The organism is Micromonospora carbonacea (assembly GCF_014205165.1).
Classification (GTDB): Bacteria; Actinomycetota; Actinomycetes; order Mycobacteriales; family Micromonosporaceae; genus Micromonospora; species Micromonospora carbonacea.
On record NZ_JACHMZ010000001.1, the window covers coordinates 3,587,963 to 3,610,900 of the forward strand.

The window sequence follows — 22,938 nt, forward strand, 5'->3', positions numbered from 1 at the left end:
GCAGGGCAAGGGCTTTCGGATGCGACTGCGGTAACCTGTCCGCGACCGCGCGGGGTCCGGCCGCGCGGGCGGACCACGAGGGGCGGCGGATGGCGACGCTGGCCGATGTGGCGCGGCGGGCGGGCGTCTCCCCCGCCACGGCGTCACGGGTGATCAACGGCAGCAGCAAACCGGTCGCCGACGAGCTGCGCGAACGCGTGCTGCGCGCCGTCGCCGACCTGCGGTACGTGCCGAACGCGCACGCCCAGTTGCTGGCCCGGCCGCAACGCAGCGTGGTCGGCGTCGTCGTCCACGACGTCTCCGACCCCTACTTCGCCGAGGTGACCCGGGGACTGCAACGGGTCGCCACCGAACGGGGCCGGCTGCTGATCATCTGCAACAGCTACCGCGACCCCGTCCGCGAGCTGGACTACGTGGAGCTGCTGCGCGGCCAGCAGGTCGCCGCGATCGTGCTGGCCGGGTCCGGCTACCACGACGCCGCGTTCACCACGACGCTCAACGAAAAGCTCGCCGCGTACGAGGCGACGGGCGGGCGGGTCGCGGTGATCGGCCGGCACGACCACTTCGGCGACGCGGTGATGCCGGCCAACACGACCGGCGGCGAGCTGATCGGCCGGGAGCTGCTGCGCCTCGGGCACCGGCGGGTCGGTGTCGTCGCCGGGCCCCGGGTGCTCACCACCATCACCGACCGGCTGACCGGGCTACGACGGACCCTCGCCGAGCAGGGCGTCGAGCTGCCCGACGACCGCATCCGGTACGCCGACTTCGACCGCGACGGCGGGGCCCGGGCCGCGGCCGAGCTGCTGGACGCCAGCCCCGCGCCCACCGCGATCGTGGCGTTGAACGACTCGATGGCCGTCGGCGCGCTCGCCCTGCTGCGGGAGCGCGGCGTGCGGGTGCCCGAGGACGTCTCCGTCCTCGGCTTCGACGACATGCCGATCGCCGCCGACGTCACCCCCGCGCTGACCACGGTGCGGCTCCCCCTGGTCGAGATGGGGGTGCGGGCGATGACCCTCGCCCTCGACCCGGCCAGCGGCAGCCCCCGCGTCGAGACGCTGCCGGCGGAGCTGGTGCGCCGGGGCAGCACCGGCCCGGCCCCCGCCTGACCCGGCCCCGGCGCGGCCGGCGGGCCGGGCGGGGCTCGGGCCCGGCCGCCAGGTCGGCGACATCGCGCGATCAACTCGCCGGGATACCGCCATGTCGCCGACATAGAGTCGATCACCCCGCCCCGCCCCGCACGCACCCCGCCCCGCACGCCCCGCCCCGCACACCCCCGGGCGGTCAGGCCGTGCCGGGCGGTCAGGCCATCCGGTCGCCCCGGGCCAGCTCCGCGAGGCGGTCGATCTGGGCGGGATCGGACAGGGCCGACCCGACCGCCACCACCTTGACGCCGGCCGCCAGGAAGTCGGCCGCGTTGCCGGCGTCGATGCCGCCGGTGGCGACGAAGCGCAGCTCGGGCAGCGGCCCGGCGACGGCCTTGAACCACTGCGGCCCGAGGCTCACCGCCGGGAACGCCTTGAGCCAGGTCAGCCCGTGGTCGCGGGCGCGCTGCGCCTCGGTCGGGGTGGCCACGCCGGGCAGGTGCGGAATCCCGTAGGTCAGGGCCACGTCGGCCACCGCGAGGTCGAGCCCGGGGGCGACGGTGAACGCCGCGCCGGCCGACGCGGACTGCCGGACCTGCGCCGGGGTGAAGACGGTGCCCGCCCCGACGATCCGGTCCCGTTCCCGCCCCGCCTCCACGGCCGCGCGCAGCGCGGTCACCGCCTCGGGGGTGCGTACCGGCACCTCCACGACGTCGATGCCGAGGTCCCAGGCCCGGTTGGCGAGCCGGACCGTCTCCTGCGGCGGCAGGTCACGCAGGATCACCATGACCCGCGCCCCGGCGAAGATCGGTGTGAAGTCGTGCGCCGTCACCGGCTGCCCCTTCCGTCTCCGGGGCCGGCCGCGCCGGTCCCCACGTGTGCGCTCCCGTCATCGGCGGCGGCCGTCCCGCCACCGCCGACCGGTCCATCAGCCGATCCGCCGGTCAGGCCGTGGAGCAGGCCGGCCGCGACCGGGTCGAGCGCCGCCCACCGGTCGGCGGGCAGGGCCACGACCCCGTCGAGGTCCCGCCGCCGCGGCGGGGGCGCGCAGTCCCCGGGCACCGCGAGGGCCCGGACCGCGACGACGTGGCCGCAGCGCAGCGCGGCCGCCTGGTCCAGCCCGCGCAGCACCGCGGAGAGGTAGCCTGCGGCGAACGCGTCGCCCGCGCCGACCGGCTCGACCACCGGCGCGCGCAGCGCCGGCACGAACACCGCCGGTCCGGTGCGCGGCAGCGCCGTCGCGCCGACGGCCCCGTCCTTCACGACGACCGTCGCGGGGCGGGGCAGCAGCCGGCGTACCGCCTGTGGGTCGGCGGCGCCCCACAGCCGCTCGGCCTCGTCGAGCCCGACGAGGACGATGTCGGCCCGGTCGGCGAGGTCGCGCAGCACGTCGGCGGCCCGGTCGGCGGACCAGAGCCGGGGCCGGTGGTTGACGTCGAAGCTGACCAGCGCGTCGCCCAGCGGCCGGTCGTCGACCGCGTGCGCCACGAGGGCGCGGCAGGACTCCGACAGCACCGGCGTGATGCCGGACAGGTGCAGCAGCCGCGCGCCGGCCAGGCGCGGGTCGTCCAGCGCGCCGGGGCCGAGCCGGGACGCCGCCGAGCCGGCCCGGTAGTAGTGCACGCCGGTGGCCTCCGGCCGGGGGTCCTTGAAGTAGACGCCGGTCGGCGCGTGCGGGTCGAGCGCCACCGAGTCGACGTCGACGCCCCCGCCCGCGACCTCGTGCAGCACCATCCGCCCGAACGGGTCGTCGCCGACCCGGCTGACCCAGGCCACCCGGTGACCGAGGCCGGCCAGGCCGATCGCCAGGTTGGACTCGGCGCCGCCGACGCCGAGCCGGAGCCGGTCGGCGCGGTCCAGGGGCGCGGCGTCCGCCGGCGACATGACCACCATGGTCTCGCCGACGGCGACCACCTCGGGGCCGGGCGCGCCGGTCACGCGCGTTCCGTCGGGGTGGCGGCGAGGGCGGCGGCCGTGTCGCGGTCGAGGGCCCCGTCGGCCACGACGACGCCGTGCCGGCCGTGCCGGCTGCCGCCGGCGGGCACCACGGCCGGGGTCTCGAAGGCGAACGCCACGCAGACCCCCGGGTACATCGCCGTCCGGACGAACCACCGGTCGCCGGGCCCCAGGCCCGTGAAGACCAGGGTGTACGCGCCGCCGCCCGGCCCGGTGCCGGTCAGCGCGACCCACGGCTCGGCGCTGCCGTTGACGTGTTCCTCCCCGTCGGCGGAGGCGGTGAAGGCGTGCGGCGGCTCGGCGGCGACCGCCCGCCAGAAGAACCCGCCGTACCCGGCGCCGCCGGGGCGGCCGTTGGTGGCGGGGCTGCCGAGGGGGACGTCCCGGTCGGCGGGGGCGGTCAGGGCGTAGCGCAGGTCCAGCCGCCAGGCGTCGGGGCGGCCGGGCACCGGCGCGGCGGCCAGGCGGCGGCGCTCGGTGAGCAGCACCGCGCCGGCCGGGTCGCGCCACTGGAGCCGGTGGGCCAGCGCGTCGTCGGCGCGTTCGTCCCATCCGGTGTGGACGATCCGGCCGTGGTCGTCGCGCCAGGTGTAACCGGCGTCGCGCACGTAGGTGCGCCCGCCCCAGAGGTTGGTGCCGGCGACGTCCTGCACGGCCAGGGACGCGCCGAGGTGCCAGACGTGGTCGGCGGGCAGCTCGTCGGTGACCACCGTCCCGCCCAGCGTCCGCACCGGGTGCAGGTAGGGGCGGGGGCCGTGCGTGGGGTCGAGGTCGGGGGCGAGCACGTAGCGGGCCACCTCGACGCCGCCGACGCGCAGCCGGGGGTCGTCGGGGCTGCCGGGGCCGGCGTCGTCGGCGCGGGGGCGGGGGCGTTGGTCGGTCACGAGGGCTCCACGGCGACGGCGGGGCGGCGGGCGACCGCGTGCAGGGCCGCCAGAGCGTATCCGGCGAGGATCGGCAGCGCGACCGGGATGACCAGCGCGGTCAGGACGCCGGCCACGCAGCACACGCCGCCGGCCGCCGCCCAGCCGCCCGGGCGGGCCAGGCAGGAGCGGGCGGCGGACCGGGCCGCGGCCCGCCAGCCCCGTCCGCCGGCCCGCCCGACCTCGACGACGACGAGGCCGGCGTAGCCGGCCAGGGCCGCGGTGACGACGCCGGTGACCAGCAGGGCGGGTGCCCCGCCGGGGACCCGGCCGGTGGCCAGCGCGGCCAGGTCCGCCCCGAGCAGGGCCGCGCCGGCCAGCGCGGCGAGGGTGACCGGCACGCCGGCCGGCAGCCCCCGCACGTACCGGCGCAGCGTGGTCCGCGCGTCGGGCCAGCCGCCGTCGGTGACCCGGTCGTGCACGGCGGCGCTGGCGGCGGCGAGCGCGGCGCCGGCGGTGACCACCGGCAGCGCGCCCACCACCAGCGCGAACCCGACCAGGGCCAGGTCGGCGGCGTCGCGGAGCACGTCCCGCCAGTCCCGGCGGGCCGGCGCGTCCTGCGGCACGGCGCTCATCCCTTGAGGCCGCTGGTGTTGATGCCCTCGACGAGCATCCGCTGGAAGGCCAGGAAGAACAGGAACACCGGCAGCAGGGACAGCACCGACATGGCGAACATCGGGCCGACCGCGCTCTGGCTGGTCGAGTCGATGAACAGGGTCAGCGCCACCGGCACCGTGTAGTCCTCCAGGCTGGACAGGAAGACCAGCTGCCGGAAGAAGTCGTTCCACGTCCAGATGAACGAGAAGATCGCGGTGGTGACCAGCGCGGGGCGGCTCAGCGGCAGGATGACGTGCCGGAAGATGCCGAACGCGCTGGCCCCGTCGATCTTCGCGGCCTCGTCCAGCTCGCGCGGGATGCCCCGCATGAACTGCACCATCAGGAAGACGAAGAACGCCTCGGTCGCCAGGAACTGCGGGATCAGCAGCGGCAGGTACGGCCACTCGCCGCCGACCAGCCCGAGGCTGCGGAACAGGATGTACTGCGGCACGATCAGCACGTGCCCCGGCAGGAGCAGGGTGCCGATCATGATCGCGAACCACATCCCGCGCAGCCGGAACCGTAGGCGGGCGAAGGCGTACGCGGCGAGCAGGCAGGAGACCGCGTTGCCGACGACGGTCAGCAGGCTGACCATCGCGCTGTTGAGGAAGAACCGGCCGAAGCTGAGGTCGAAGTTGGTCCACCCGTCGACGTAGTTGCCGGGGGTGAACTCCTTCGGCAGCAGGCCGATGTTGCTGACGATCTCCTGCTGGCTCTTGACCGAGGTGCCGATCATCCAGAACAGCGGGTAGAGCACGACCACCACGATCGCGATCAGGACGAGCAGGCGGACGGCCTGCCCCCGTCCGGCGCGCGGGCGGCGCGGCCCGGTCACCGGCGGTTCCGCGGTAGCCGTCGTCACCGGTCCTCCCCGTCGGAGTAGTGCACCCAGAAGCGTCCGGTGCTGAAGAAGACCGCCGTGATGACGCCGATGGCGATCAGGAAGACCCAGGCCATCGCCGAGGCGTAACCCATCTCCAGGTCGGTGAAGCCCTTGATGTAGAGGTTCAGCGTGTACATCAGCGTGGAGTCGACCGGGCCACCGGTGCCGTTGCTGAGCACGAAGGCAGCGGTGAAGCCCTGGAAGCCGTTGATGGTCTCCAGCACCAGGTTGAAGAAGATGACCGGGGAGAGCATCGGCAGGGTGACGGCGCGGAACTGCCGCCACCTGCCGGCCCCGTCCACGGACGCGGCCTCGTACAGCTCGGTCGGCACCTGCTTGAGCCCGGCCAGGAAGATCACCATGGGCGCGCCGAACTGCCAGATGGCGAGCACCATCAGCGTCTCCAGGGCCCAGTCCGGGTCGTTGACCCAGGGTTTGCCCTCGATGCCGAACAGGGCCAGCATCGAGTTGAACGCGCCGTCGCGGTTGAACATGTTGACCCAGACGATGGCCAGCGCGACGCTGCCGCCGAGCAGCGACGGCAGGTAGAACAGGCTGCGGAACAGCCCGACCCCGCGCCAGGCCCGGTTGAGCAGCAGCGCCACGCCGAGCGCGGCGGCCAGCTTCAGCGGCACCGCCACCAGGGCGAAGGTCAGGGTCACCCGCACCGCGTGCCAGTACGAGGGGTCGCTGGTGAACATCCGCTCGTAGTTGGCGAGGCCCACCCACTCGACCTCGGAGAACGGGGTGAGGATGTCGTAGTTGGTGAAGCTGAGGTAGAGGGACAAGAGCATGGGAATCGCCGTGATGGCCATCAGTCCGACGAGCCAGGGCGAGAGGAAGACGTACCCCGCGAGACCTTCGCTTTGCCGGATCCGCCCGCCCGCGCCGTGGCGGGCGCGGGCGGATCCGGTGCCGCGTCGGGTCGGGTCGGGCACCGTGGTCAGGGCCACGAGCCGGCTCCTTTCCGAGCGTGTGCGGCGGTTCAGGCGATGGCGGACTTGCAGGCGTCCATGAACAGGGCCGCCGCGGCGGCCGGGGCGAGCCGGCCGTACTGCGCCTCCTCGGCCGCCTTGATGAGCTCGGCGCGGACCTTGCTGTGGCCCTTGATCGGCACCTGCGGCGACTGGCCGAACTTCTGGGCCAGCTCGGTCTCGACCGCGATGGACTGCTTCATCGCGGGGTCGGTGGTGTCGTCGCTGACGACGCGGCGCAGGTCCAGGTTGGACGGCAGCCCCCGGTCGGTGCCGAGGATCTTGACGGCCTCCGGGTCGTTGGCGAGGAAGTTGAGCACGTCGACGGCGATGTCCTTGTGCTTGCTGCCCTTGAACACCGACCAGTACATCGCGGCGCGGGCCCACTGGGCGCTCGGGTCACCCGGGTAGGCGACCACGCCCAGCTCGTCCTTGGTGTTCTTCTTCAGCTCCGGCATCTGGTTGACCCAGACCCAGGAGGTGCCGGCCTTGCCGGTGACCACGAGCTGCTTGGTGATGTCGGTGGCGTTGCCCTCGTGGATCACGTCCGGGGTCGGGGTCGCGCCCCGGTCGCGGGCCCCCTTCCACAGCTCGAACCACTTCGTGACGTCCTCGACGGTGAAGCCGAGCTCCGTGCCCTTGTACATGTCCTTGCCCTGCTGGCGTAGCCACACCCAGAACGCCTTGTAGTCGGCGCTGGGGTCCATGGTGCCGGGGACCTTGGCCTTCTTCGCCACCTGCTCGGCCCAGGCGATGTGCTCCTCCCAGGTCATGCCGGTGGTCGGCTCCGGGAGGCCGTTCTTGGTGAGCAGGGTCTTGTTGTAGACGAGGCCCTGGGTGTTCTCGCCGGCGGCCAGGCCGGCGAGCTTGCCGTCGACCACGCCGTACTGCCACAGGCTCTTGGGGAACTTCGACACGTCGAGCTTGCCGGAGTCGGAGTAGCTGGTCAGGTCGAGGGTGGTGTTGCGGGCCGCGTACTCGGCGAGGTAGTTGTCGTCGATCTGGAAGATGTCCGGCGGGTTGCCGCCGGCGGTGAGGGTGGCCAGCTTGTCGAAGTAGCCCTGGTTGGCCTGCCAGGTCTTCTCGAACGTGACGTTCGGGTTCTTCTTGGTGTAGAGGGCGAGGGCGTCCTCGGTCAGCTTGGCCCGGGCTTCGCCGCCCCACCAGAAGATGGAGAGCTTGATCTTGCCGTCGTCGCCGGCGGAGTCGTCGCCGCAGGCGGCGGCGCCGAGGACCAGCGGCGCGGCCACGGCGAGGGCGACGAGCCCGCGCAGCAGCCTACGGCGGGGGGTACGGTGGGAACGCCCGGCGGGTGCGCCGGCGGTGGGGGGTGTGGCGGGGTGCATGTGCGCTCACTCCTCGGCGTTAGGAGGCGACAGCGCCACCGGTGGCCGCCCTCGGGCGGCCCGGGTCCGCAGTGCGATGCGGATCCGGGCCGACACGGACGGCGTCGGGGCTACCGGTCCCAGGAGCGGGTCCGGTGGAGTCGCGGATGACCAACTCGGTCTGGAGCATTACCTGTGCGGTGGTGCGACGGGCGCCGACTGCCGTGCCCCTGCCGACGCCCCGGGGTCCCCGCGGCGCGTCGGTGTCCTGTTGCAGCAGCATGTCGACGGCCGTCCGGCCGGCGGCCGCGGTAGGCGTGGCCACCGTCGTCAACTTGGGCCGGGTGAGCCGGCTCAGGGCGATGTCGTCGATGCCGACGACGCTGACGTCCTGCGGCACCCGGACCCCGAGGGCGTCGAGGCCCTCGATCAGCCCGATCGCCATCAGGTCGTTGTAGGCGAGCACGGCGGTGACGCCGCTGCGCTGGACGTGTTCGGCCAGCGCGAGGCCGCCGTGCTCGGTGGGCGGGTTGGGGCCGAGGACGGTCAGCTCCGCGCCGCCGGCCCGGGCCGCGGCGGCGGCCGAGCGGCGGATCTCCCGGCTGGTCCACGAGCCGCGCGGCCCGCTGAGCAGGCCGATCGCGGTGTGCCCGAGGCCGACCAGGTGCTCGATGGCCGAGCGGGCGCCCTGGCCGACGTCCATCATCACGCAGGGCAGGCCGGTCACCTGGCGGTTTATCACCACCAGCGGGACCTCGCGGCTGAGCTGCTCGATGAGGCTGTTGCTCATCCGGGGGCTGCACAGCAGCACCCCGTCGACCTGCTTGGCCAGGGCGTGGACCAGTTCCTCCTCGGCCGTCGGGTCCTCGTTGGTGTCCGCGACGAAGATGTGGTAGTCGCGGTGCCGGGCCTGCCCCTCCGCCGCCTTGATCAGCGGCGGGAAGAACGGGTTGGCGATGTCGGCGATGATCAGGCCGATGTTGTGGGTGCGACCGGTGATCAGGGCCCGCGCGGCGCGGTTGGGCCGGTAGCCCAGGTCCTCCGCGCAGGCCAGCACCCGGACCCGGGTCTCCGGGTTGACCAGGTGCGGTGCGGAGAACGTGCGGGATACCGTCGAGATGTGCACGCCGGAGGCCCGTGCGACGTCCCTGATGGTGACTGGCACGGCGGCCCTTTCGTCCGGTGTGGCTGCGGTCACGTGGGGTGCCGCCAATTAATGCAAACGGTTGCTCCAGTGTCAACGCTCGAAGGTTACGACCAGGTTTCGAACGGGCACGCATCATGCGTTCGTATGGTGCGAAAGTAGGACGAGGCACGCGGATTTTGTTTCCGTCGTTGACTCGCTGCGATCGATCGTGGTTTCTTCACTGCAAACCTTTGCAGCCAGCCAGGAGGCCCACGCGATGTCTTCCAGAACCGGCGGACGGACCCGGCACGCCGTGGTGGGCACCGGGGCCCGGGCCGAGATGTTCGTCCGGGCGCTGGTGCGCGACCACGCCGACACCGCCGAGCTGGTCGCGTTCGCCGACGTCAACCAGGCCCGGATGGACGCGCACAACCGGTGGCTCGGCGAGCTGGGCCACCCGCCGGTGCCGACGTACCGCGCCGACGAGTTCGCCGCGATGCTGGCCAAGGAGCGGGTCGACACGGTCCTGGTCACCACCGTGGACGCCACCCACGACGAGTACATCGTCGCGGCCCTGCACGCCGGCTGCGACGTGGTCTCGGAGAAGCCGATGACCGTCGACGCGCCGCGCTGCCGGCGCATCCTGGACGCGGTCGCCGAGACCGGCCGGCACGTCACCGTCGCGTTCAACTACCGCTACAACCCCCTGCACGAGCAGCTGCGCCGGCTGCTCGCCGACGGCGCGGTGGGCGAGATCGGGTCGGTGCACTTCGAGTGGCTGCTCGACGTGCGGCACGGCGCGGACTACTTCCGGCGCTGGCACCGCGACAAGGCCAACTCCGGCGGGCTGATGGTGCACAAGGCCAGCCACCACTTCGACCTGGTCAACTGGTGGCTCGACGCCACGCCGGTCGAGGTCTACGCCGCCGGCCGGCTGTTCTTCTACGGCGACGCCGGCCGCCGGCACGGCTACGCCCGCGACTACGAGCGCGCGCACGACGCCCCGGCCGCCGCCGACGACCCGTTCGCGCTGCGGATGGCCGAGCACCCCCGGCTGCGGGAGCTGTACCTCGACGCCGAGGACGAGGACGGTTACCACCGCGACCAGAACGTCTTCGCCCCCGGCGTCACCATCGAGGACGACATGGCCGTGCTGGCCCGCTACTCCACCGGCGCGACGATGACCTACCACCTCACCGCGTACGCCCCCTGGGAGGGCTACCGGGTGATGGTCAACGGCAGCCGGGGCCGCCTCGAACTGGAGGTCGTGGAGAGCGAGTTCGTCAGCCCGCAGGCCGCCGGCGCGCTCAAGGGCGCGGCGCTGCACGGCACCGAGGCCGCCGCCGAGGGCGGCTCGGCCACGCTCACGCTGCGCCCCTACTGGCAGCCGCCGCGGCGCATCGAGGTCGAGGGCTACACCCGGCAGGGCCACGGCGGCGCGGACGCCCGGATGACCCGGGTGCTCTTCGGCGGCGCGACGGACCCGCTGCGCCGGGCGGCCACCGCCCGCGACGGGGCCCTCGCGCTGCTCACCGGCCTGGCCGCCAACCGGTCCTTCGAGACCGGCCAGGCCGTCCGGGTGGCCGACCTGCTCTCCCTGCCCTGACCGACCGCGCCCCGGGCGCGCCGCCGTCGCGGCCCGCCCCGGCGGGGCCGGCCGGCGCTGCCCGGCCCCGCCGGCCCGTCCCCGCACCATCGACCGCATCCGAGGAGCCATCCGACGTGCCGACCACCTCCCGACCCGACCTGCTCCTCCCCGCCGACCCGGGCCTGCGCGCCCTGGCCCGGCAGCTGTACGCGCTGGCGGCGGAGCAACCGATCATCTCCCCGCACGGGCACGTCGACCCGGCCCTGCTGGCCGAGGACCAGCCCTTCCCGGACCCGTCCCGGCTGATCATCGTGCCCGACCACTACCTGACCCGGATGCTGCTCAGCCAGGGCGTGCCCCCGGCCGAGCTGGGCGTCCCGACGGTGGACGGCAGCCCGGTGGAGACCGACGGCCGGAAGATCTGGCGGCGCTTCGTCGACGGCTGGCACCTGTTCCGGGGCACCCCGTCGCGGCTGTGGCTGGAGCAGACCCTCACCGAGGTCTTCGGGGTCGACACCCCGCTGTCCCCCGCCACCGCCGACGCCGTGTACGACGAGGTCGCGGCCCGCCTCGCCGAGCCCGCGTTCCGGCCCCGGGCCCTGTTCGACCGGTTCCGCATCGAGGTGCTGGCCACCACCGAGTCGCCCCTGGACGACCTGGCCCAGCACGCGAAGCTCGCCGCCGACGGCTGGGGCGGCCCCGGCGGCAAGGTGGTCACCACGTTCCGCCCGGACAACGTGGTCGACATGGAGTTCGACAACTGGGCCGGCAACGTCGAGCGGCTCGGTGCGGTCGCCGGGGAGGACACCGGCACGTACGCCGGCTTCCTGGCCGCCCTGCGGCGACGCCGGGAGGCGTTCATCGCCGCCGGCGCGACCTGCTCCGACCACGGCCACCCGACCGCGCAGACCCTGGACCTCGACGCCCGGGAGGCCGCGGCGCTGTTCGAGCGGGGCCTGCGCGGCACGGCCGACGCCGCCGACGCGGAGGCGTTCCGGGCGCACATGCTGCTGGAGTTCGCCCGGATGTCGCTCGACGACGGCCTGGTGATGCAGCTGCACCCCGGCTCGGTGCGCAACCACAACCGCTGGCTGTACGCCCGGCACGGCCGCGACGTCGGCGGCGACATCCCGCAGGCCACCGAGTACCTGCACGCGCTCACCCCGCTGCTGGACGCCCACGGCAACGACCCCCGGCTGCGGGTGGTGGTCTACACCCTCGACGAGTACACCTTCACCCGGGAGCTGGCCCCCCTCGCCGGCGGCTACGCGGCCCTCTACCTCGGCGCGCCCTGGTGGTTCCTGGACTCCCCCGAGGTGCTGCGCCGGTTCCGGGAGGCGGTCACCGAGACCGCCGGCTTCTACAACACGGCCGGGTTCGTCGACGACACCCGGGCGTTCTGCTCCATCCCGGTGCGGCACGACGTGGCCCGCCGGGTCGACGCCGGCTTCCTCGCCCGGCTGGTCGCCGAGCACCGGCTGACCGAGGACGAGGCCGCCGAGACGATCGTCGACCTCGCCTACCGCCTGCCCAAGAGGGTCTACAAGATCGGGGAACAGCTGTGAGTGTCAGGATCACCTCCGTCGACGTGCACGACGTGCGCTTCCCGACCGCGGCGGCCGGCGACGGCTCGGACGCGATCAACAAGGGCGACTACTCGGCGACGTACGTCGAGCTGGGCACCGACGCCGGGGTGGTCGGCGCGGGCTTCACCTTCACCAACGGGCGGGGCAACGAGATCACCTGCGCCGCCGTGCGGGCCCTGGCCCACCACGTGCGGGGCCGTACGGTCGAGGAGATCGTCGCCGAGCCGGTGACGTTCTGGCGCTCGCTCAGCGCCGACGTGCAGCTGCGCTGGCTGGGCCCGGAGAAGGGCGTCATCCACATGGCGACCGGCGCGCTGGTCAACGCCGTGTGGGACCTGCGGGCCAAGCTCGCCGGCAAGCCGATGTGGCGGTTCCTCGCCGAGCTGCCCACCGAGGAGCTCGTGGCCAGCATCGACTTCCACCACATCACCGACGCCCTCACCCCCGACGAGGCGGCGACCATCCTCGACAAGGGCCGCGACGGAATGGCCGACCGGGTCGCCCTGCTGGAGCGCGACGGCTTCCCCTCGTACACCACCTCGGTCGGGTGGCTCGGCTACCCCGACGAGAAGGTCCGGGCGCTGACCCGGGAGGCGTACGCGGCGGGCTGGCGGGCGATGAAGATGAAGGTCGGCGGCCCGCCGGCCGACGACCTGCGCCGGGCGCGGATCATCCGCGCCGAGATCGGCCCGGACGCGCTGCTGATGATGGACGCCAACCAGGTGTGGGACGTCGACGAGGCGATCACCAACATGACGGCGCTGGCGGAGGTCGACCCGTACTGGATCGAGGAGCCGACGCACGCCGACGACATCCTCGGCCACGCCCGGATCGCCCGCGCGGTGACCGAGCTGACCGGCGGCCGGTGCCGGGTCGCCACCGGCGAGGTGGCCGCCAACCGGGTGATCTTCAAGCAGCTGCTCCAGGCCGAGGCGATCGGCGTCATGCAGATCGACGCCTGCCGCGTCGGCGGGGTCAACGAGGTGCTCGCGGAGATCGTCATGGCGGCGAAGTTCGGCGTGCCGATCTGCCCGCACGCCGGCGGCGTCGGCCTCTGCGAGTACGTGCAGCACCTGGCCGTCTTCGACTTCCTGCGCGTCGGCGCCAGCCTCGACGGCCGGATGGTCGAGTACGTCGACCACCTGCACGAGCACTTCGTCGACCCGGTCCGCACCCGGGACGGGCGCTACCTGCTGCCCACCGCGCCCGGCTACAGCGCCACCATGCGCCCCGGGTCGATCGCCGAGTTCCGCTTCCCGGACGGCCCGGCATGGCGGTGACCGTGGGCGCGTCCCGCCTCGGGCTGGCCGCGCTGCGCCGGCTGCCCGAGGCCAGCCGGCCGCTGCTGCGCCCCGGCACCGTGCCGGCCGGCATCGTGCACCTGGGCCTCGGCGCGTTTCACCGCGCCCACCAGGCCGTCTACACGGAGGAGGCGGTCGGCGCTGCCGGCGGCGACTGGGGCATCGTCGGCGTCGCCCCGCGCAGCACCGACCTCGTCGAGGCGCTCGCCGCGCAGGACAACCTGTTCAGCGTGACCAGCATGTCCGCCGCCGGCGACAGCACCCGGGTGATCGGGGCCCTGGCCGGGGTCCGGCACGCGGCGAGCGACCCGGACGCCGTGGTCGCGCTGCTGGCCGACCCGGCGATCCGGGTGGTCACCCTGACCGTGACGGAGAAGGCCTACCAGCTCGACCCGGTGACCGGGCGGCTGCGCCCCGACCCGGCGCTCGCCGCCGACCTGGCCGGCGACGCGCCGCCGACGACGGTGCCCGGCCTGCTGGTGCGCGGGCTGGCCGCCCGGGCGGCGACCGACGCCGGGCCGGTCGCGCTGGTCAGCTGCGACAACCTGCCCGCCAACGGGGCCCGGCTGCGCGGGCTGGTCGAGCAGGCGCTGGCCCGCTCCGGCGCGTCCGACCGGGTGCTGTCCTGGGTGGCCGGGCAGGTCACGTTCCCCGGCACGATGGTGGACCGGATCGTGCCGGCCAGCACGGCCGAGACCCTCGCCGCGGCCCGCGACGCGCTGGGCTTCGCCGACCTGGCGGCCGTGGCCGCCGAGCCGTACCGCCAGTGGGTGATCGAGGACGACTTCCCGGGCGGCCGGCCGGCGTGGGAGGTGGCCGGCGCGGTGCTCACCGACGACGCCGGGCAGTGGGAGCGGGTGAAGCTGCGCGGCCTCAACGGGCTGCACTCGGCCACCGCCTACCTGGGCGCCCTCGCCGGGCGGGAGACCGTCGCCGACGCGCTGGGCGTGCCCGGGCTGACCGGGGTGCTGCGCCGGCTGGTCGCCGAGGAGGTGGCGGTCAGCTTCACCCCGCCGGAGGGGGTGTCGATGGTGGCGTACGGCGACGAGGTGCTGGGGCGGTTCGCCAACCCGGCGATCCGCCACCGCACGCTCCAGATCGCCATGGACGGCTCGCAGAAGCTGCCCCAGCGGGTGCTGCACACCATCGTGGACCTGCGCGCGGCGGGCCGGTCGGCCCGCTGGTCGGCGCTGGTGGTGGCCGCGTGGATGCGGTTCGTGTGCGGGACCGCCGACGACGGCACGGCGCTGCCGCTGGCCGACCCGCTCGCCGACCGGATCACCGGGGCGCTGGCCGCCTCCGGCGGCACCCCGGCCGGGGTGGTCGAGGCGCTGTTCGGGCTGCGGGAGGTCTTCCCCGCCGAGGTGGCCGGCGACGACGAGGTCCGCGCCGACGTCACGGACTGGCTGACCGCCCTGCACCGGCACGGGGTCGCGGCGACCCTGGCGGGGGCGGCATGAGGACGGTGCCGGCATGAGCGCCGGGGCGACCGGCGCGCCGCCCCGGGTGGCGGTCATCGGCGCGAATGGGCACGGCCGCTGGCACCGCCGGGTGATCGCGCCGCTGCACGAGGCCGGCCGGCTGCGCCTGGTCGCGCTGGTCGACGTACGCCCGATCGAGCCGGAGCCGGCGGCGGCGCTGCCGGCGGACGCGGCGGTCTTCACCGACCACGCGGAGATGCTGGCGGCGGCGAAGCCGGACGTGGTGGTGGTCTGTACCCCGCCGCACACCCACCTGCCGATCGCCCGGGACGTGCTGGCCGCCGGGGCGGACGTGCTGCTGGAGAAGCCGCCGGTGCTGTCGATGGCCGAGCACCGGCTGCTGGCCGCCGCCCTGGCCGAGACGGGCCGGGCCTGCCAGGTCGGTTTCCAGGCCCTCGGGTCGGCGGCGCTGGCCGAGCTGACGGCGGCGGTGGCGGCGGGGCGGCTCGGCACGGTCACCGGCATCGCCACGGTGGCCGCCTGGCAGCGCTCGGACGGCTACTACGCGCGGGCGCCCTGGGCGGGCCGGCGCACGCTGGACGGCCGCCCGGTGCTCGACGGGGCGCTGGCCAACCCGCTCGCCCACGCCGTGATGCAGTGCCTCGCCGTGGCCGAGGCCGTCACCGGCGCGCCGGTGCGGCCGGCGACGATCGAGCTGGAGCGCTACCGGGTGCGCCCCATCGAGGTGGACGACACGGCGGCCCTGCGGGTCGTGCCGCGCGCCGGGCCGCCGATCGTGGCGGCGGTGACCCTGGCCGGCGAGGACTTCGTCGCCGGGGAGGTGCTCGTGACGGGCTCGGCCGGGCGGGCGGTGCTGGAGTATCCGACGGACCGGCTGCTGCTGCCCGGCGACGACGCGCCCCGGGAGGTGCCGGGGCGGCGCGGCCTGCTGGAGAACCTGCTGGCGCACCGGGCCGACCCGGCCGGGACGCCGCTGATCGCTCCGCTGGCGCGCACGGCGCCGTTCACGGCCGTGCTGGAGGCGGTCCAGGCCGCGCCCGAGCCGACGCTGCTCGGCGGCGACCTGGTGACCGCGACCGGTCGGGGGCCGTACCGGGTGCTGACCGTGCGCGGCGTCAACGCGGCGCTGCGGGCGGCGGCCGCCTCCGGGGCGCTGCTGTCGGAGCTGGGTGTGCCGTGGGCGGTGCCGCCGGTGCGCACCGAACTGACACGGGAGGGGGCGGCCGAGGCGGGCCCGGTGCCGGGCCACTGAAAACGCGCTGCAAACGGCGGGCGACGGCCGGTCCCGCATATCGGGCGCAACCACCGCGTTCGGGGCCGCGAACGGTCGGGTGAATGCTGCTTGTCATGATTCGGTGCAACATAGCTGCATATAGAAATCATTGACTCACTTGAGTGATTTTCCTTACGGTCAGTCGTACCGGCGTCCCGTGCCCGTCACGGGATCCGCCGCACCGACAGACCCCTTCGGAGAGTCCTCATGCGTCACCGCTTTTCCGGGGCGGCCCTGGTCGCCCTGTCCCTGCTGGTCACACCGGGCGCGGCGGCGGCCGCCCCCGCCGACGCCGCCGGCCCGGTGCCCCGGCCCGTCGAACGCTTCGCCCGCCAGACGCTGCCGCCCGGCGACGGCTGGGCGGCCGACGGCGTCGGCACCACCGGCGGCTCGGCCGCCGCCGCCGACCAGGTCCACCTCGTGCGCACCCGCGCCGAGCTGGTCGACGCCCTCGGCGGCGACAACGCCACCAACCGCGCCAACGCCACCCCCAAGCTGATCGTCGTCGACGGCGTGGTCGACGGCTTCGAGGCCGCCGACGGCAGCCTGCTCGGCTGCGCCGACCTGGCCGACCCGGAGTACTCGCAGGCGGCCTACCTGGCCGCGTACGACCCGGCCGGCTGGGGCATGGTGCCGCCGACCGGGCCGCTGGAGGCCGCGCGGGTGCGCTCGGTGGCCAACCAGACGAAGCAGACCCAGATCAACGTCGGCCCGAACACCACCATCGTGGGGCTGCGCGGGGCGACGCTGACCGGGCTGACCCTGATGATCGACACCGCGGACAACGTGATCGTGCGGAACCTGACCTTCGACGACGCCCGGGACTGCTTCCCGGCCTGGTCGCCGACCGACGGCGCGACCGGCAACTGGAACTCCCAGTACGACCAGGTCTCGGTGCGCCGCAGCGAGCACGTCTGGGTCGACCACAACACGTTCACCGACGGCGACAACCCCGACAGCGCGCAGCCGGTGCACTTCGGCCGCCCCTACCAGGTGCACGACGGGTCGCTGGACGTCACCCACACCGCCAGCCTGGTCACCGCCTCGTACAACCGGTTCGTCGGCCGGGACAAGCTGATGCTGATCGGCTCGTCGAACACCGTCGGCCCGGACGTCGGCCGGCTCAAGGTGACCCTGCACCACAACATGTTCGACCGCGTGCTCCAGCGGCTGCCGCGCGTGCGGTTCGGCCAGGTCGACGTCTACAACAACTGGTACCGGCTCTCGGGCGAGGGCTTCTCCTACGCCGTCGGCGTCGGGGTGCAGTCCGCGGCGTACGTGGAGAACAACCACTTCACGCTGGGCGCGGGCATCGCCGCCGGGGACCTGCTCTACGACTGGGGCGGCACCGCCGTCACCACCCGGGGCAACTGGGTGCGCGCCGACGGCGACCGGGCCCGCCCGGTCGACCTGGTGGCCGCGTACAACGCGGCCCACGACCCCGACCTGGGCGGCGACGCCGGCTGGACGCCGACCCTGCGGCACGGCCAGGTGCTGCCCGCGCCGCTGGTCCCGCTCGTGGTCGGCGCGCTCGCCGGCGCGAACCGCCTGCCGCTGTGAAAGGAGGGGGCCCTTGTTAACGCATACGGTCGAGACGGGTCCCCTTCTCACCTGACTCGGCGTGCCGGGGCGGGGGCCCCCTCTCTCCCCCGTCCCGGCACGCCGACCCTGCGCCAGGGGCCGCTGCAGCGGGCCGAGCCCGCGGGCTCGGCCCGCGCCCGCGGGGTCAGCCCCGGCGCGGCGGGGCGGTCCGGCGGGTCGCCCGGCGGTGCCGCCACAGCCGGACCGTCACCAGGACCACGAGCACGGCCAGCACCGCCTCCCCGCCGAGGCCGAGGCGGCGCTCCAGCAGCCGGTACGAGGCGCCCGCGAGGAACCCGAGCACCGCCACCGTGACCGACCAGAGCACCCCGCCGGCCACGTTGGCCGTGGTGAACGTGGCCCGCGGCATCCCGCTGAGCCCGGCGATCCCCGGCACCAGGGCCCGCAGCGCCGCCGCCCAGCGGCCGATCAGCACGGCGACCGCGCCCCGGCGGCGCACCAGGTCGAGCGCGCGCCGCAGCTCGCCCGAGCGGACGAACCGGCGGGGCGTGCGGGCCAGCAGCCGGCGGCCGTAGCGGCGGCCGACCAGGTAGCCGGCCTGGTCGCCCAGCACCGCCCCCGCCACGGCGGCCGCGATCACGGCCCACAGCGGCAGCCGCCCGGAGTGCGCCACCACCCCGCCCACCAGCACGGCGATCTCCCCCGGCACGAACAGCCCGAGGAACGTCGACGCCTCCAGCGCGGGAAGCAGGAAGACCAGGGCGAGCACCAGCGCGGGCGGCAACGCCACCAGCACCGCCAGCACCCGGTCCACCCCGATCATTCTGCCCGGCCGGGCCTCGGCGCGGCCCCGTCCGGCCGACTCGCCCGGAGCACCGCGGACGTGCGCGGCGACCGCCCGACCGGCGACGCCGGGCCGGCCACGGTCGGCGTCACAAGGCCGACGGGAAGGCCCACCGACGGTGAAGATCAGCTATAAGTGGTGGATGGACTTCCCGCCGTACCTGGCCTCGATGCCCATGCACGCGATCACCGAGATCCACGGAGAGCCGGGCCTGCGGGAACGGTTCCGGCTGGAGATCCACGCGTTCGACGAGGAGGCCCGCGCCCGGCTCACCGCCGCCCTCGACCTCGCCGCCGAGCTGCACCGCGACGACCGGCGGGTGCGCGAGCCGTACCTGAACCACCTGCTGCGGGTCGCGATCCGGATGATGCACCACTACCAGGTGCGCGACGTGGACGTGGTCGTCGCCGGCCTGCTGCACGACGCGGTGGAGGACCACCCGGCGGAGCTGGCGGGCGCGCACCGGGCGGAGCCGGCGGCCGGCGGCGACCGCACGGCCGCGGCGCTGGCGACCCTCGCCGCGCGGTTCGGCCCGCGGGTCGCGCGGCTGGTCGCCGCGGTCACCAATCCGGCGTACGACCCGGACCGGGACCGGCACGCGCAGTACCGGGAGCACGTGGCGGCCAGCCTGGACCGCGAGCCGTGGGCCCGGGTCGTCAAGGTCTCCGACTTCACCGACAACGGGGTCGGGTTGATCCACACCGTCGGGCCGAGGGTCTACTCCCTGGCGGCGAAGTACCGCCCGCTGGTGCCGGTCCTGCGGGAGCTGGTCGCCCGGCCGGACACCCCGCTCGCGCCGGAGGTCAAGGAGCACATCTTCGGCCAGCTCGATCTCGCCGAGGAACGCTTCGCGGCGATCCTCGACGAGCCGGTGGAGGCCGGGGCCCCGACCGGGCGGTGAGCCCGCGGACCCGGCGGGCGCGGGCTCCGGTGCGACCCGCTCAGCGGCACGGGAGGGCGCCGGTCGGCTCAGCGGCGCGGCAGGGCGCGCGCCGCGCGGCGGCGCACGGCCGGCACGCGTTCCGGCGCGTCCCGCAGCACCACGCGCAGCGGGTGCGGGGCGTCACCGGCGGCGTCACCGAGGACCGCCAGGAGCAGGCCGAGGTGTCCGACGGGTTCGTCGGCGAGCAACTGCGCGGCCTCGTCGACCACCAGGGTCAGCGGGCCGGCGTCGAGCCGGTCGCGCAGGCTGTCGGCGAGCGCGTCCCAGTTGCGGCCGACGTAGCCGGGCAGGTCGAGCGCGCCGACCAGCGCCGTGAACAGGCCGGACCGGCTGCGGGCGCTCGCCGCCTCCAGCACGGCCCGCTCCCCCGACGCGTCCGTGGGGCCGGCATCCGCGATGCTCAGCCACGACGGCAGCCCGATGGCGTACCCCTCGGTCATGGTGCCCTCCCCGGCGCGGGGCCGGACCGCGCGGACCGGCGCGAGGAACAGTCTGGGCCCGGCGGGCCGGTGCGGGCCAGGGGCGGCGGGGGAACTGATCCGCACGCGGCGGTGAAATCCGCGCCAACGCGGGTCGGGCGGCCCGGTCCGGGCCGCCCGACCCGGGCGGTCAGCAGCCGATCCGGCTCGCCCCGACCGCGACGTCGTCGAACCAGAGGGTGTCGGCCCCCTCCCCGTAGCTCTCCCAGCCCAGCCGCAGGTCGGTGAGCTGCGGACGCCACGTGCGGTTGAGCCACTGCCCGTCGATGTCGTGGGTCGGGGTGCCGTCCACGGTCAGGCCGGTGACCGCCGTGCCGTCGACCCAGGTGTTCAGCCGGCCCTGCGCGCCGTCGACCATGAACTCGACGCAGGACCAGCGGTTGGTGGCCAGCGGCAGACTCAGCGCCACCCCGGACGGGCTCTGCTCCGGCAGCGTCGCGTCGTCGGAGGCCCGGTTCCACTGGAGGGCGCCGTTCTGGCCGCCCATCCGCAGGTCCTTGCCGCCGTCGGCGGAGTCGGCCATGGCCAGGAAGGTGACGTGCGAGGTGGGCAGGGCGGTGGTGTGCCGCACCCAGAGCCGGGCGAACCGGACCGCGCCGAGGGTGCTCAGGCCCCGGGTGGTCCGGGCGAACACGTGGTTGCAGTAGCCGACCGTGCCGTTGATGCGCAGCGAGCGGCTGCCGCTGTGCGTCGTGGCGGTGTCGATCGCCGCCGTGCCGGTGCCGGAGCAGTCGGGGTTGACCACCGCCCAGTCGCCGGACGGCGTCGACCCGGTCTGGTTCTCGAATCCGTCGCAGAGCACGGCCGTGCCGCAGCCGGCGGGCGGCGGGGTGGTGGGCGGCGGCGTCGTGGGCGGCGGGGTGGTCGGGGGCGGCGTCGTCGGGGGCGGGGTGGTGGGCGGCGGGGTGGTGGGCGGCGGGGTCGTCGGGGGCGGCGTGGTCGGCGGCGGGGTCGCGCCGTTGCACGGTACGCCGTTGAGCGCGAACCCGGTCGGCCCGGCCGTGTTCGCGCCGACGGTGCCCTGGACGCCGAACTCGGCCGAGCCGCCCGCCGGCACCGAGGCGTTCCAGGCGACGTTGCGGGCGGTCACCGTGGCACCGGACTGGCTGACCTCGGCGCTCCAGCCGCTGGTGATCCGCTGGTCGCCGCCCCACGTCCAGGTGAGGGTCCAGCCGTTGACGGCGGTGTCGCCGGGGCTGATCCGGATGTTGGCGGTGAAGCCGCCGGTCCACTGGTTGGGCACGTAGTCGATCCGGCAGCCGGTGGCGGCGGTCGCGGGGGCGGTGGGCAGGCCGACGCCGGCCAGGGCGGCGGCCAGGACCGCCCCGGCGGCGACGATCGGGGTGAGACGGGCGCGGGAGATCCTCATCGGGTTCCTTCCGGGGGTGTGCCGCCACACGGGCGCGGAGCGTGGCCGACGGCGGCACGGGGGAACTGCGGGAACGCTCGCATGGCGGCGCGACCGGCGGCGCGACGCGGATGCCCGGCTCCGGGCGGACCATCAGCCGTCGGGCCGGTCGGCGATCGACGGCACGGCGGCGCCCGTCGACCAATCTAGTGATGCCCGCCGATGGATAGCAAGGTGGTGGCGACGCGCCGACCGCCGCCGGGGCCGCGGGCGCGCCCGGTGTGCGGACCGGGCTCTCCCGCCGGCCCGGGTCGCGTCGCCACGTCGGCGATAACCGGCCCCGGATCCATTCCCGTCAACCGGATTCGCCGTCGAAACCCGCGCTGTCGACTCGTGGCGTATCCCTGCCGGGCACGGTAGTGTCGGGGCCTGCCTTGGGTAGGGGGCCCTGTGGACAACGCACCAGTCGACCGCCGTCGGATTCGTCGCGGGAGAATCGCCACGTCCCTGGCGTTCCTGCTCTTCGGAACAGCGCTGGGGGTGTGGACGGCGCGGATTCCGGCGGTAAAGGAGAAGCTCGGGCTCAGTGACGGCCGGTTGAGCGTCGCGCTGCTGGCCTTTGCGGCCGGCTGCATCGTCGGCATGGCGTTGCTCGGTCGCCTCACCGACCGTTTCGGCAGCACCCGGGTGTTCATTCCGTCGGCGATCCTGGAAGGGGCGCTGCTCGTCCTTCCCGGATACAGCGACACCCTGGTGGTCCTGTCGGTCACCCTGTTCCTCTTCGGGGCGACGCACGGCACGCTGAACATCGCGATGAACGCCAATGCGCTTGAGGTGCAGCGGGCCTGGGGAAAACCGATCATGTCGTCGTTCCACGCCATCTACAGCATCGGCGGTTTCCTCGGGGCCATCGTGGGCAGCTTCTTCGCGCGCAGCGGGGCCAGCGTCGGCGTCACCTTCCTCACCGTCGGCGCGGGGGTGCTGGTGCTGGCCGTCTGGGCGGCGCTGTGGGTGCTGCCCGCGGCGGGCGCCCCCGAGGCCGCCGCCGGCTCGCCGACCGCCGAGCAGGGGCCTTCCCGCCGTTCCCTGCTGCTGGTCTTCTTTGGCGTGCTGGTGCTGTGCACGCTCGTCGGCGAGGGCGCGGCCGCCGACTGGAGCGCCGTCTACCTGCGGGACAACCTGGAGACGAGCCCCGGCTTCGCCGCGTACGGATTCGCCGCGTTCTCGATCATGATGACGGTGGGCCGGCTCTTCGGCGACCGGCTGGTGCGCGCCCTGGGACCGGTCACGCTGGTGCGGTTCAGCGGCGTGCTCGCGGCGTGCGGCCTGGGCGCGGCCCTGCTGGTGCACCACCCGGTCGCCGGCGTCGTCGGGTTCGGGCTGCTGGGCGCCGGCCTGTCGTGCATCGCCCCGCAGGTCTACTCCGCCGCCGGGAACCAGGATCCGAGCCGCGCCGGCCGGGCCCTGTCGACCGTGGTCAGCATCGGCTATCTGGGATTCCTGTTCGGCCCTATTCTCATCGGTGCCGCAGCGACCGTGGTGGGATTGCCGTCGGCGTTGTGGATTCCCGTGGTGCTGGCAGTTTTCGTCGCGGCGGGCGCCACCGCGATGCGGGCACCGAGCCGCGCCGGCGAGAAGCAGGACAATGCCCCGGTCCCGTCAGCGGGGGTCGAGCGCTGACGGTTGTCCGCCGGGGACGGATGTCACCTGGAAGGAACCGCGCTTG

20 protein-coding genes are annotated in these 22,938 nt (G+C 74.6%); 9 read left to right on the forward strand and 11 right to left on the reverse strand.

Annotated features, from left to right (window positions below; translation table 11 throughout):
- Nucleotides 1-89: 89 nt before the first annotated feature.
- Nucleotides 90-1,106 carry a LacI family DNA-binding transcriptional regulator gene (locus tag HDA31_RS15370; protein ID WP_178064690.1) on the forward strand — a complete coding sequence of 339 codons (1,017 nt, stop codon included), beginning with the start codon at nt 90-92 and terminating at the stop codon, nt 1,104-1,106.
- Nucleotides 1,107-1,299: 193 nt separating this feature from the next.
- Here the strand turns inward: HDA31_RS15370 and HDA31_RS15375 are convergent, their stop codons facing one another.
- The 8 genes from HDA31_RS15375 to HDA31_RS15405 form a co-directional block, all read right to left on the reverse strand.
- Nucleotides 1,300-1,914, reverse strand: a complete 615-nt coding sequence (locus HDA31_RS15375; protein ID WP_178064689.1) for a bifunctional 4-hydroxy-2-oxoglutarate aldolase/2-dehydro-3-deoxy-phosphogluconate aldolase — start codon at nt 1,912-1,914, stop codon at nt 1,300-1,302.
- Nucleotides 1,911-3,020 (reverse strand): sugar kinase, encoded by a 1,110-nt coding sequence (locus tag HDA31_RS31800; protein WP_246384611.1) that lies wholly within the window; start codon nt 3,018-3,020, stop codon nt 1,911-1,913. The genes HDA31_RS15375 and HDA31_RS31800 overlap by 4 nt, the downstream gene beginning before the upstream one ends.
- A complete protein-coding gene (locus tag HDA31_RS31805) occupies nt 3,017-3,922 on the reverse strand; it encodes a DUF6807 domain-containing protein (RefSeq protein ID WP_219825053.1) in 906 nt (301 codons plus the stop codon). The genes HDA31_RS31800 and HDA31_RS31805 overlap by 4 nt, the downstream gene beginning before the upstream one ends.
- Nucleotides 3,919-4,536 carry a hypothetical protein gene (locus HDA31_RS15385; RefSeq protein ID WP_074476148.1) on the reverse strand — a complete coding sequence of 206 codons (618 nt, stop codon included), beginning with the start codon at nt 4,534-4,536 and terminating at the stop codon, nt 3,919-3,921. Before HDA31_RS15385 ends, HDA31_RS31805 begins: the two co-directional genes overlap by 4 nt.
- The gene (locus HDA31_RS15390) at nt 4,533-5,294 is read right to left on the reverse strand and encodes a carbohydrate ABC transporter permease (protein WP_246384678.1); all 762 of its coding nucleotides are present in this window, start codon (nt 5,292-5,294) and stop codon (nt 4,533-4,535) included. The genes HDA31_RS15385 and HDA31_RS15390 overlap by 4 nt, the downstream gene beginning before the upstream one ends.
- A gap of 122 nt (nt 5,295-5,416) precedes the next feature.
- Nucleotides 5,417-6,394, reverse strand: a complete 978-nt coding sequence (locus tag HDA31_RS15395) for a carbohydrate ABC transporter permease (RefSeq protein WP_178064687.1) — start codon at nt 6,392-6,394, stop codon at nt 5,417-5,419.
- A gap of 32 nt (nt 6,395-6,426) precedes the next feature.
- Entirely contained in the window at nt 6,427-7,761 is a 1,335-nt protein-coding gene (locus HDA31_RS15400) for an ABC transporter substrate-binding protein (RefSeq protein ID WP_178064686.1), read from the reverse strand.
- A 19-nt stretch (nt 7,762-7,780) separates the two neighbouring features.
- Nucleotides 7,781-8,905, reverse strand: a complete 1,125-nt coding sequence (locus tag HDA31_RS15405) for a LacI family DNA-binding transcriptional regulator (RefSeq protein ID WP_178064685.1) — start codon at nt 8,903-8,905, stop codon at nt 7,781-7,783.
- 238 nt (nt 8,906-9,143) lie between these two features.
- On the opposite strand from HDA31_RS15405, the gene HDA31_RS15410 reads away from it, so the two are divergent.
- The 6 genes from HDA31_RS15410 (at nt 9,144) to HDA31_RS15435 (ending at nt 17,616) form a co-directional block, all read left to right on the forward strand.
- The gene (locus HDA31_RS15410; protein ID WP_178064684.1) at nt 9,144-10,472 is read left to right on the forward strand and encodes a Gfo/Idh/MocA family protein; all 1,329 of its coding nucleotides are present in this window, start codon (nt 9,144-9,146) and stop codon (nt 10,470-10,472) included.
- A 116-nt stretch (nt 10,473-10,588) separates the two neighbouring features.
- Nucleotides 10,589-12,019 (forward strand): glucuronate isomerase, encoded by a 1,431-nt coding sequence (gene uxaC, locus HDA31_RS15415; protein ID WP_178064683.1) that lies wholly within the window; start codon nt 10,589-10,591, stop codon nt 12,017-12,019.
- On the forward strand, nt 12,016-13,320 hold the full coding sequence (locus HDA31_RS15420) for an enolase C-terminal domain-like protein (protein WP_178064682.1): 1,305 nt from the start codon (nt 12,016-12,018) through the stop codon (nt 13,318-13,320). Before uxaC ends, HDA31_RS15420 begins: the two co-directional genes overlap by 4 nt.
- A complete protein-coding gene (locus HDA31_RS15425; protein ID WP_178064681.1) occupies nt 13,311-14,801 on the forward strand; it encodes a mannitol dehydrogenase family protein in 1,491 nt (496 codons plus the stop codon). Before HDA31_RS15420 ends, HDA31_RS15425 begins: the two co-directional genes overlap by 10 nt.
- Nucleotides 14,802-14,814: 13 nt before the next feature.
- A complete protein-coding gene (locus tag HDA31_RS15430) occupies nt 14,815-16,035 on the forward strand; it encodes a Gfo/Idh/MocA family protein (protein WP_178064680.1) in 1,221 nt (406 codons plus the stop codon).
- A gap of 228 nt (nt 16,036-16,263) precedes the next feature.
- The gene (locus HDA31_RS15435; protein WP_178064679.1) at nt 16,264-17,616 is read left to right on the forward strand and encodes a pectate lyase family protein; all 1,353 of its coding nucleotides are present in this window, start codon (nt 16,264-16,266) and stop codon (nt 17,614-17,616) included.
- 166 nt (nt 17,617-17,782) lie between these two features.
- On the opposite strand, the gene HDA31_RS15440 is transcribed toward HDA31_RS15435, so the two are convergent.
- Nucleotides 17,783-18,412: a DedA family protein gene (locus tag HDA31_RS15440; RefSeq protein ID WP_219825052.1), complete on the reverse strand. Its 630-nt coding sequence runs from the start codon at nt 18,410-18,412 to the stop codon at nt 17,783-17,785.
- 172 nt (nt 18,413-18,584) lie between these two features.
- Here HDA31_RS15440 and HDA31_RS15445 point away from each other — a divergent pair, with 172 nt between their 5' ends.
- Nucleotides 18,585-19,343 carry an HD domain-containing protein gene (locus tag HDA31_RS15445; protein WP_178067382.1) on the forward strand — a complete coding sequence of 253 codons (759 nt, stop codon included), beginning with the start codon at nt 18,585-18,587 and terminating at the stop codon, nt 19,341-19,343.
- Nucleotides 19,344-19,411: 68 nt separating this feature from the next.
- On the opposite strand, the gene HDA31_RS15450 is transcribed toward HDA31_RS15445, so the two are convergent.
- Together HDA31_RS15450 and HDA31_RS15455 are read right to left on the reverse strand one after the other, a co-directional pair.
- Entirely contained in the window at nt 19,412-19,825 is a 414-nt protein-coding gene (locus HDA31_RS15450; protein ID WP_178064677.1) for a barstar family protein, read from the reverse strand.
- A 169-nt stretch (nt 19,826-19,994) separates the two neighbouring features.
- Nucleotides 19,995-21,233: a cellulose-binding domain-containing protein gene (locus HDA31_RS15455; protein ID WP_178064676.1), complete on the reverse strand. Its 1,239-nt coding sequence runs from the start codon at nt 21,231-21,233 to the stop codon at nt 19,995-19,997.
- Nucleotides 21,234-21,662: 429 nt separating this feature from the next.
- On the opposite strand from HDA31_RS15455, the gene HDA31_RS15460 reads away from it, so the two are divergent.
- Complete coding sequence (locus tag HDA31_RS15460) at nt 21,663-22,892, forward strand: MFS transporter (protein WP_178064675.1); 1,230 nt, start codon at nt 21,663-21,665, stop codon at nt 22,890-22,892.
- Nucleotides 22,893-22,938: the final 46 nt, after the last annotated feature.

Bases quoted from the DNA above. Each gene is read 5' to 3' on its own strand.
- HDA31_RS15425 (WP_178064681.1), top strand. From the start codon at position 13,311: ATGGCGGTGACCGTGGGCGCGTCCCGCCTCGGGCTGGCCGCGCTGCGC.
- HDA31_RS15445 (WP_178067382.1), top strand. From the start codon at position 18,585: ATGGACTTCCCGCCGTACCTGGCCTCGATGCCCATGCACGCGATCACC.
- HDA31_RS15455 (WP_178064676.1), bottom strand. From the start codon at position 21,233: ATGAGGATCTCCCGCGCCCGTCTCACCCCGATCGTCGCCGCCGGGGCG.
- HDA31_RS15450 (WP_178064677.1), bottom strand. From the start codon at position 19,825: ATGACCGAGGGGTACGCCATCGGGCTGCCGTCGTGGCTGAGCATCGCG.
- HDA31_RS15400 (WP_178064686.1), bottom strand. From the start codon at position 7,761: ATGCACCCCGCCACACCCCCCACCGCCGGCGCACCCGCCGGGCGTTCC.
- HDA31_RS15435 (WP_178064679.1), top strand. From the start codon at position 16,264: ATGCGTCACCGCTTTTCCGGGGCGGCCCTGGTCGCCCTGTCCCTGCTG.
- HDA31_RS15430 (WP_178064680.1), top strand. From the start codon at position 14,815: ATGAGCGCCGGGGCGACCGGCGCGCCGCCCCGGGTGGCGGTCATCGGC.
- HDA31_RS15410 (WP_178064684.1), top strand. From the start codon at position 9,144: ATGTCTTCCAGAACCGGCGGACGGACCCGGCACGCCGTGGTGGGCACC.
- HDA31_RS15385 (WP_074476148.1), bottom strand. From the start codon at position 4,536: ATGAGCGCCGTGCCGCAGGACGCGCCGGCCCGCCGGGACTGGCGGGAC.
- HDA31_RS15390 (WP_246384678.1), bottom strand. From the start codon at position 5,294: ATGATCGGCACCTCGGTCAAGAGCCAGCAGGAGATCGTCAGCAACATC.
- HDA31_RS15370 (WP_178064690.1), top strand. From the start codon at position 90: ATGGCGACGCTGGCCGATGTGGCGCGGCGGGCGGGCGTCTCCCCCGCC.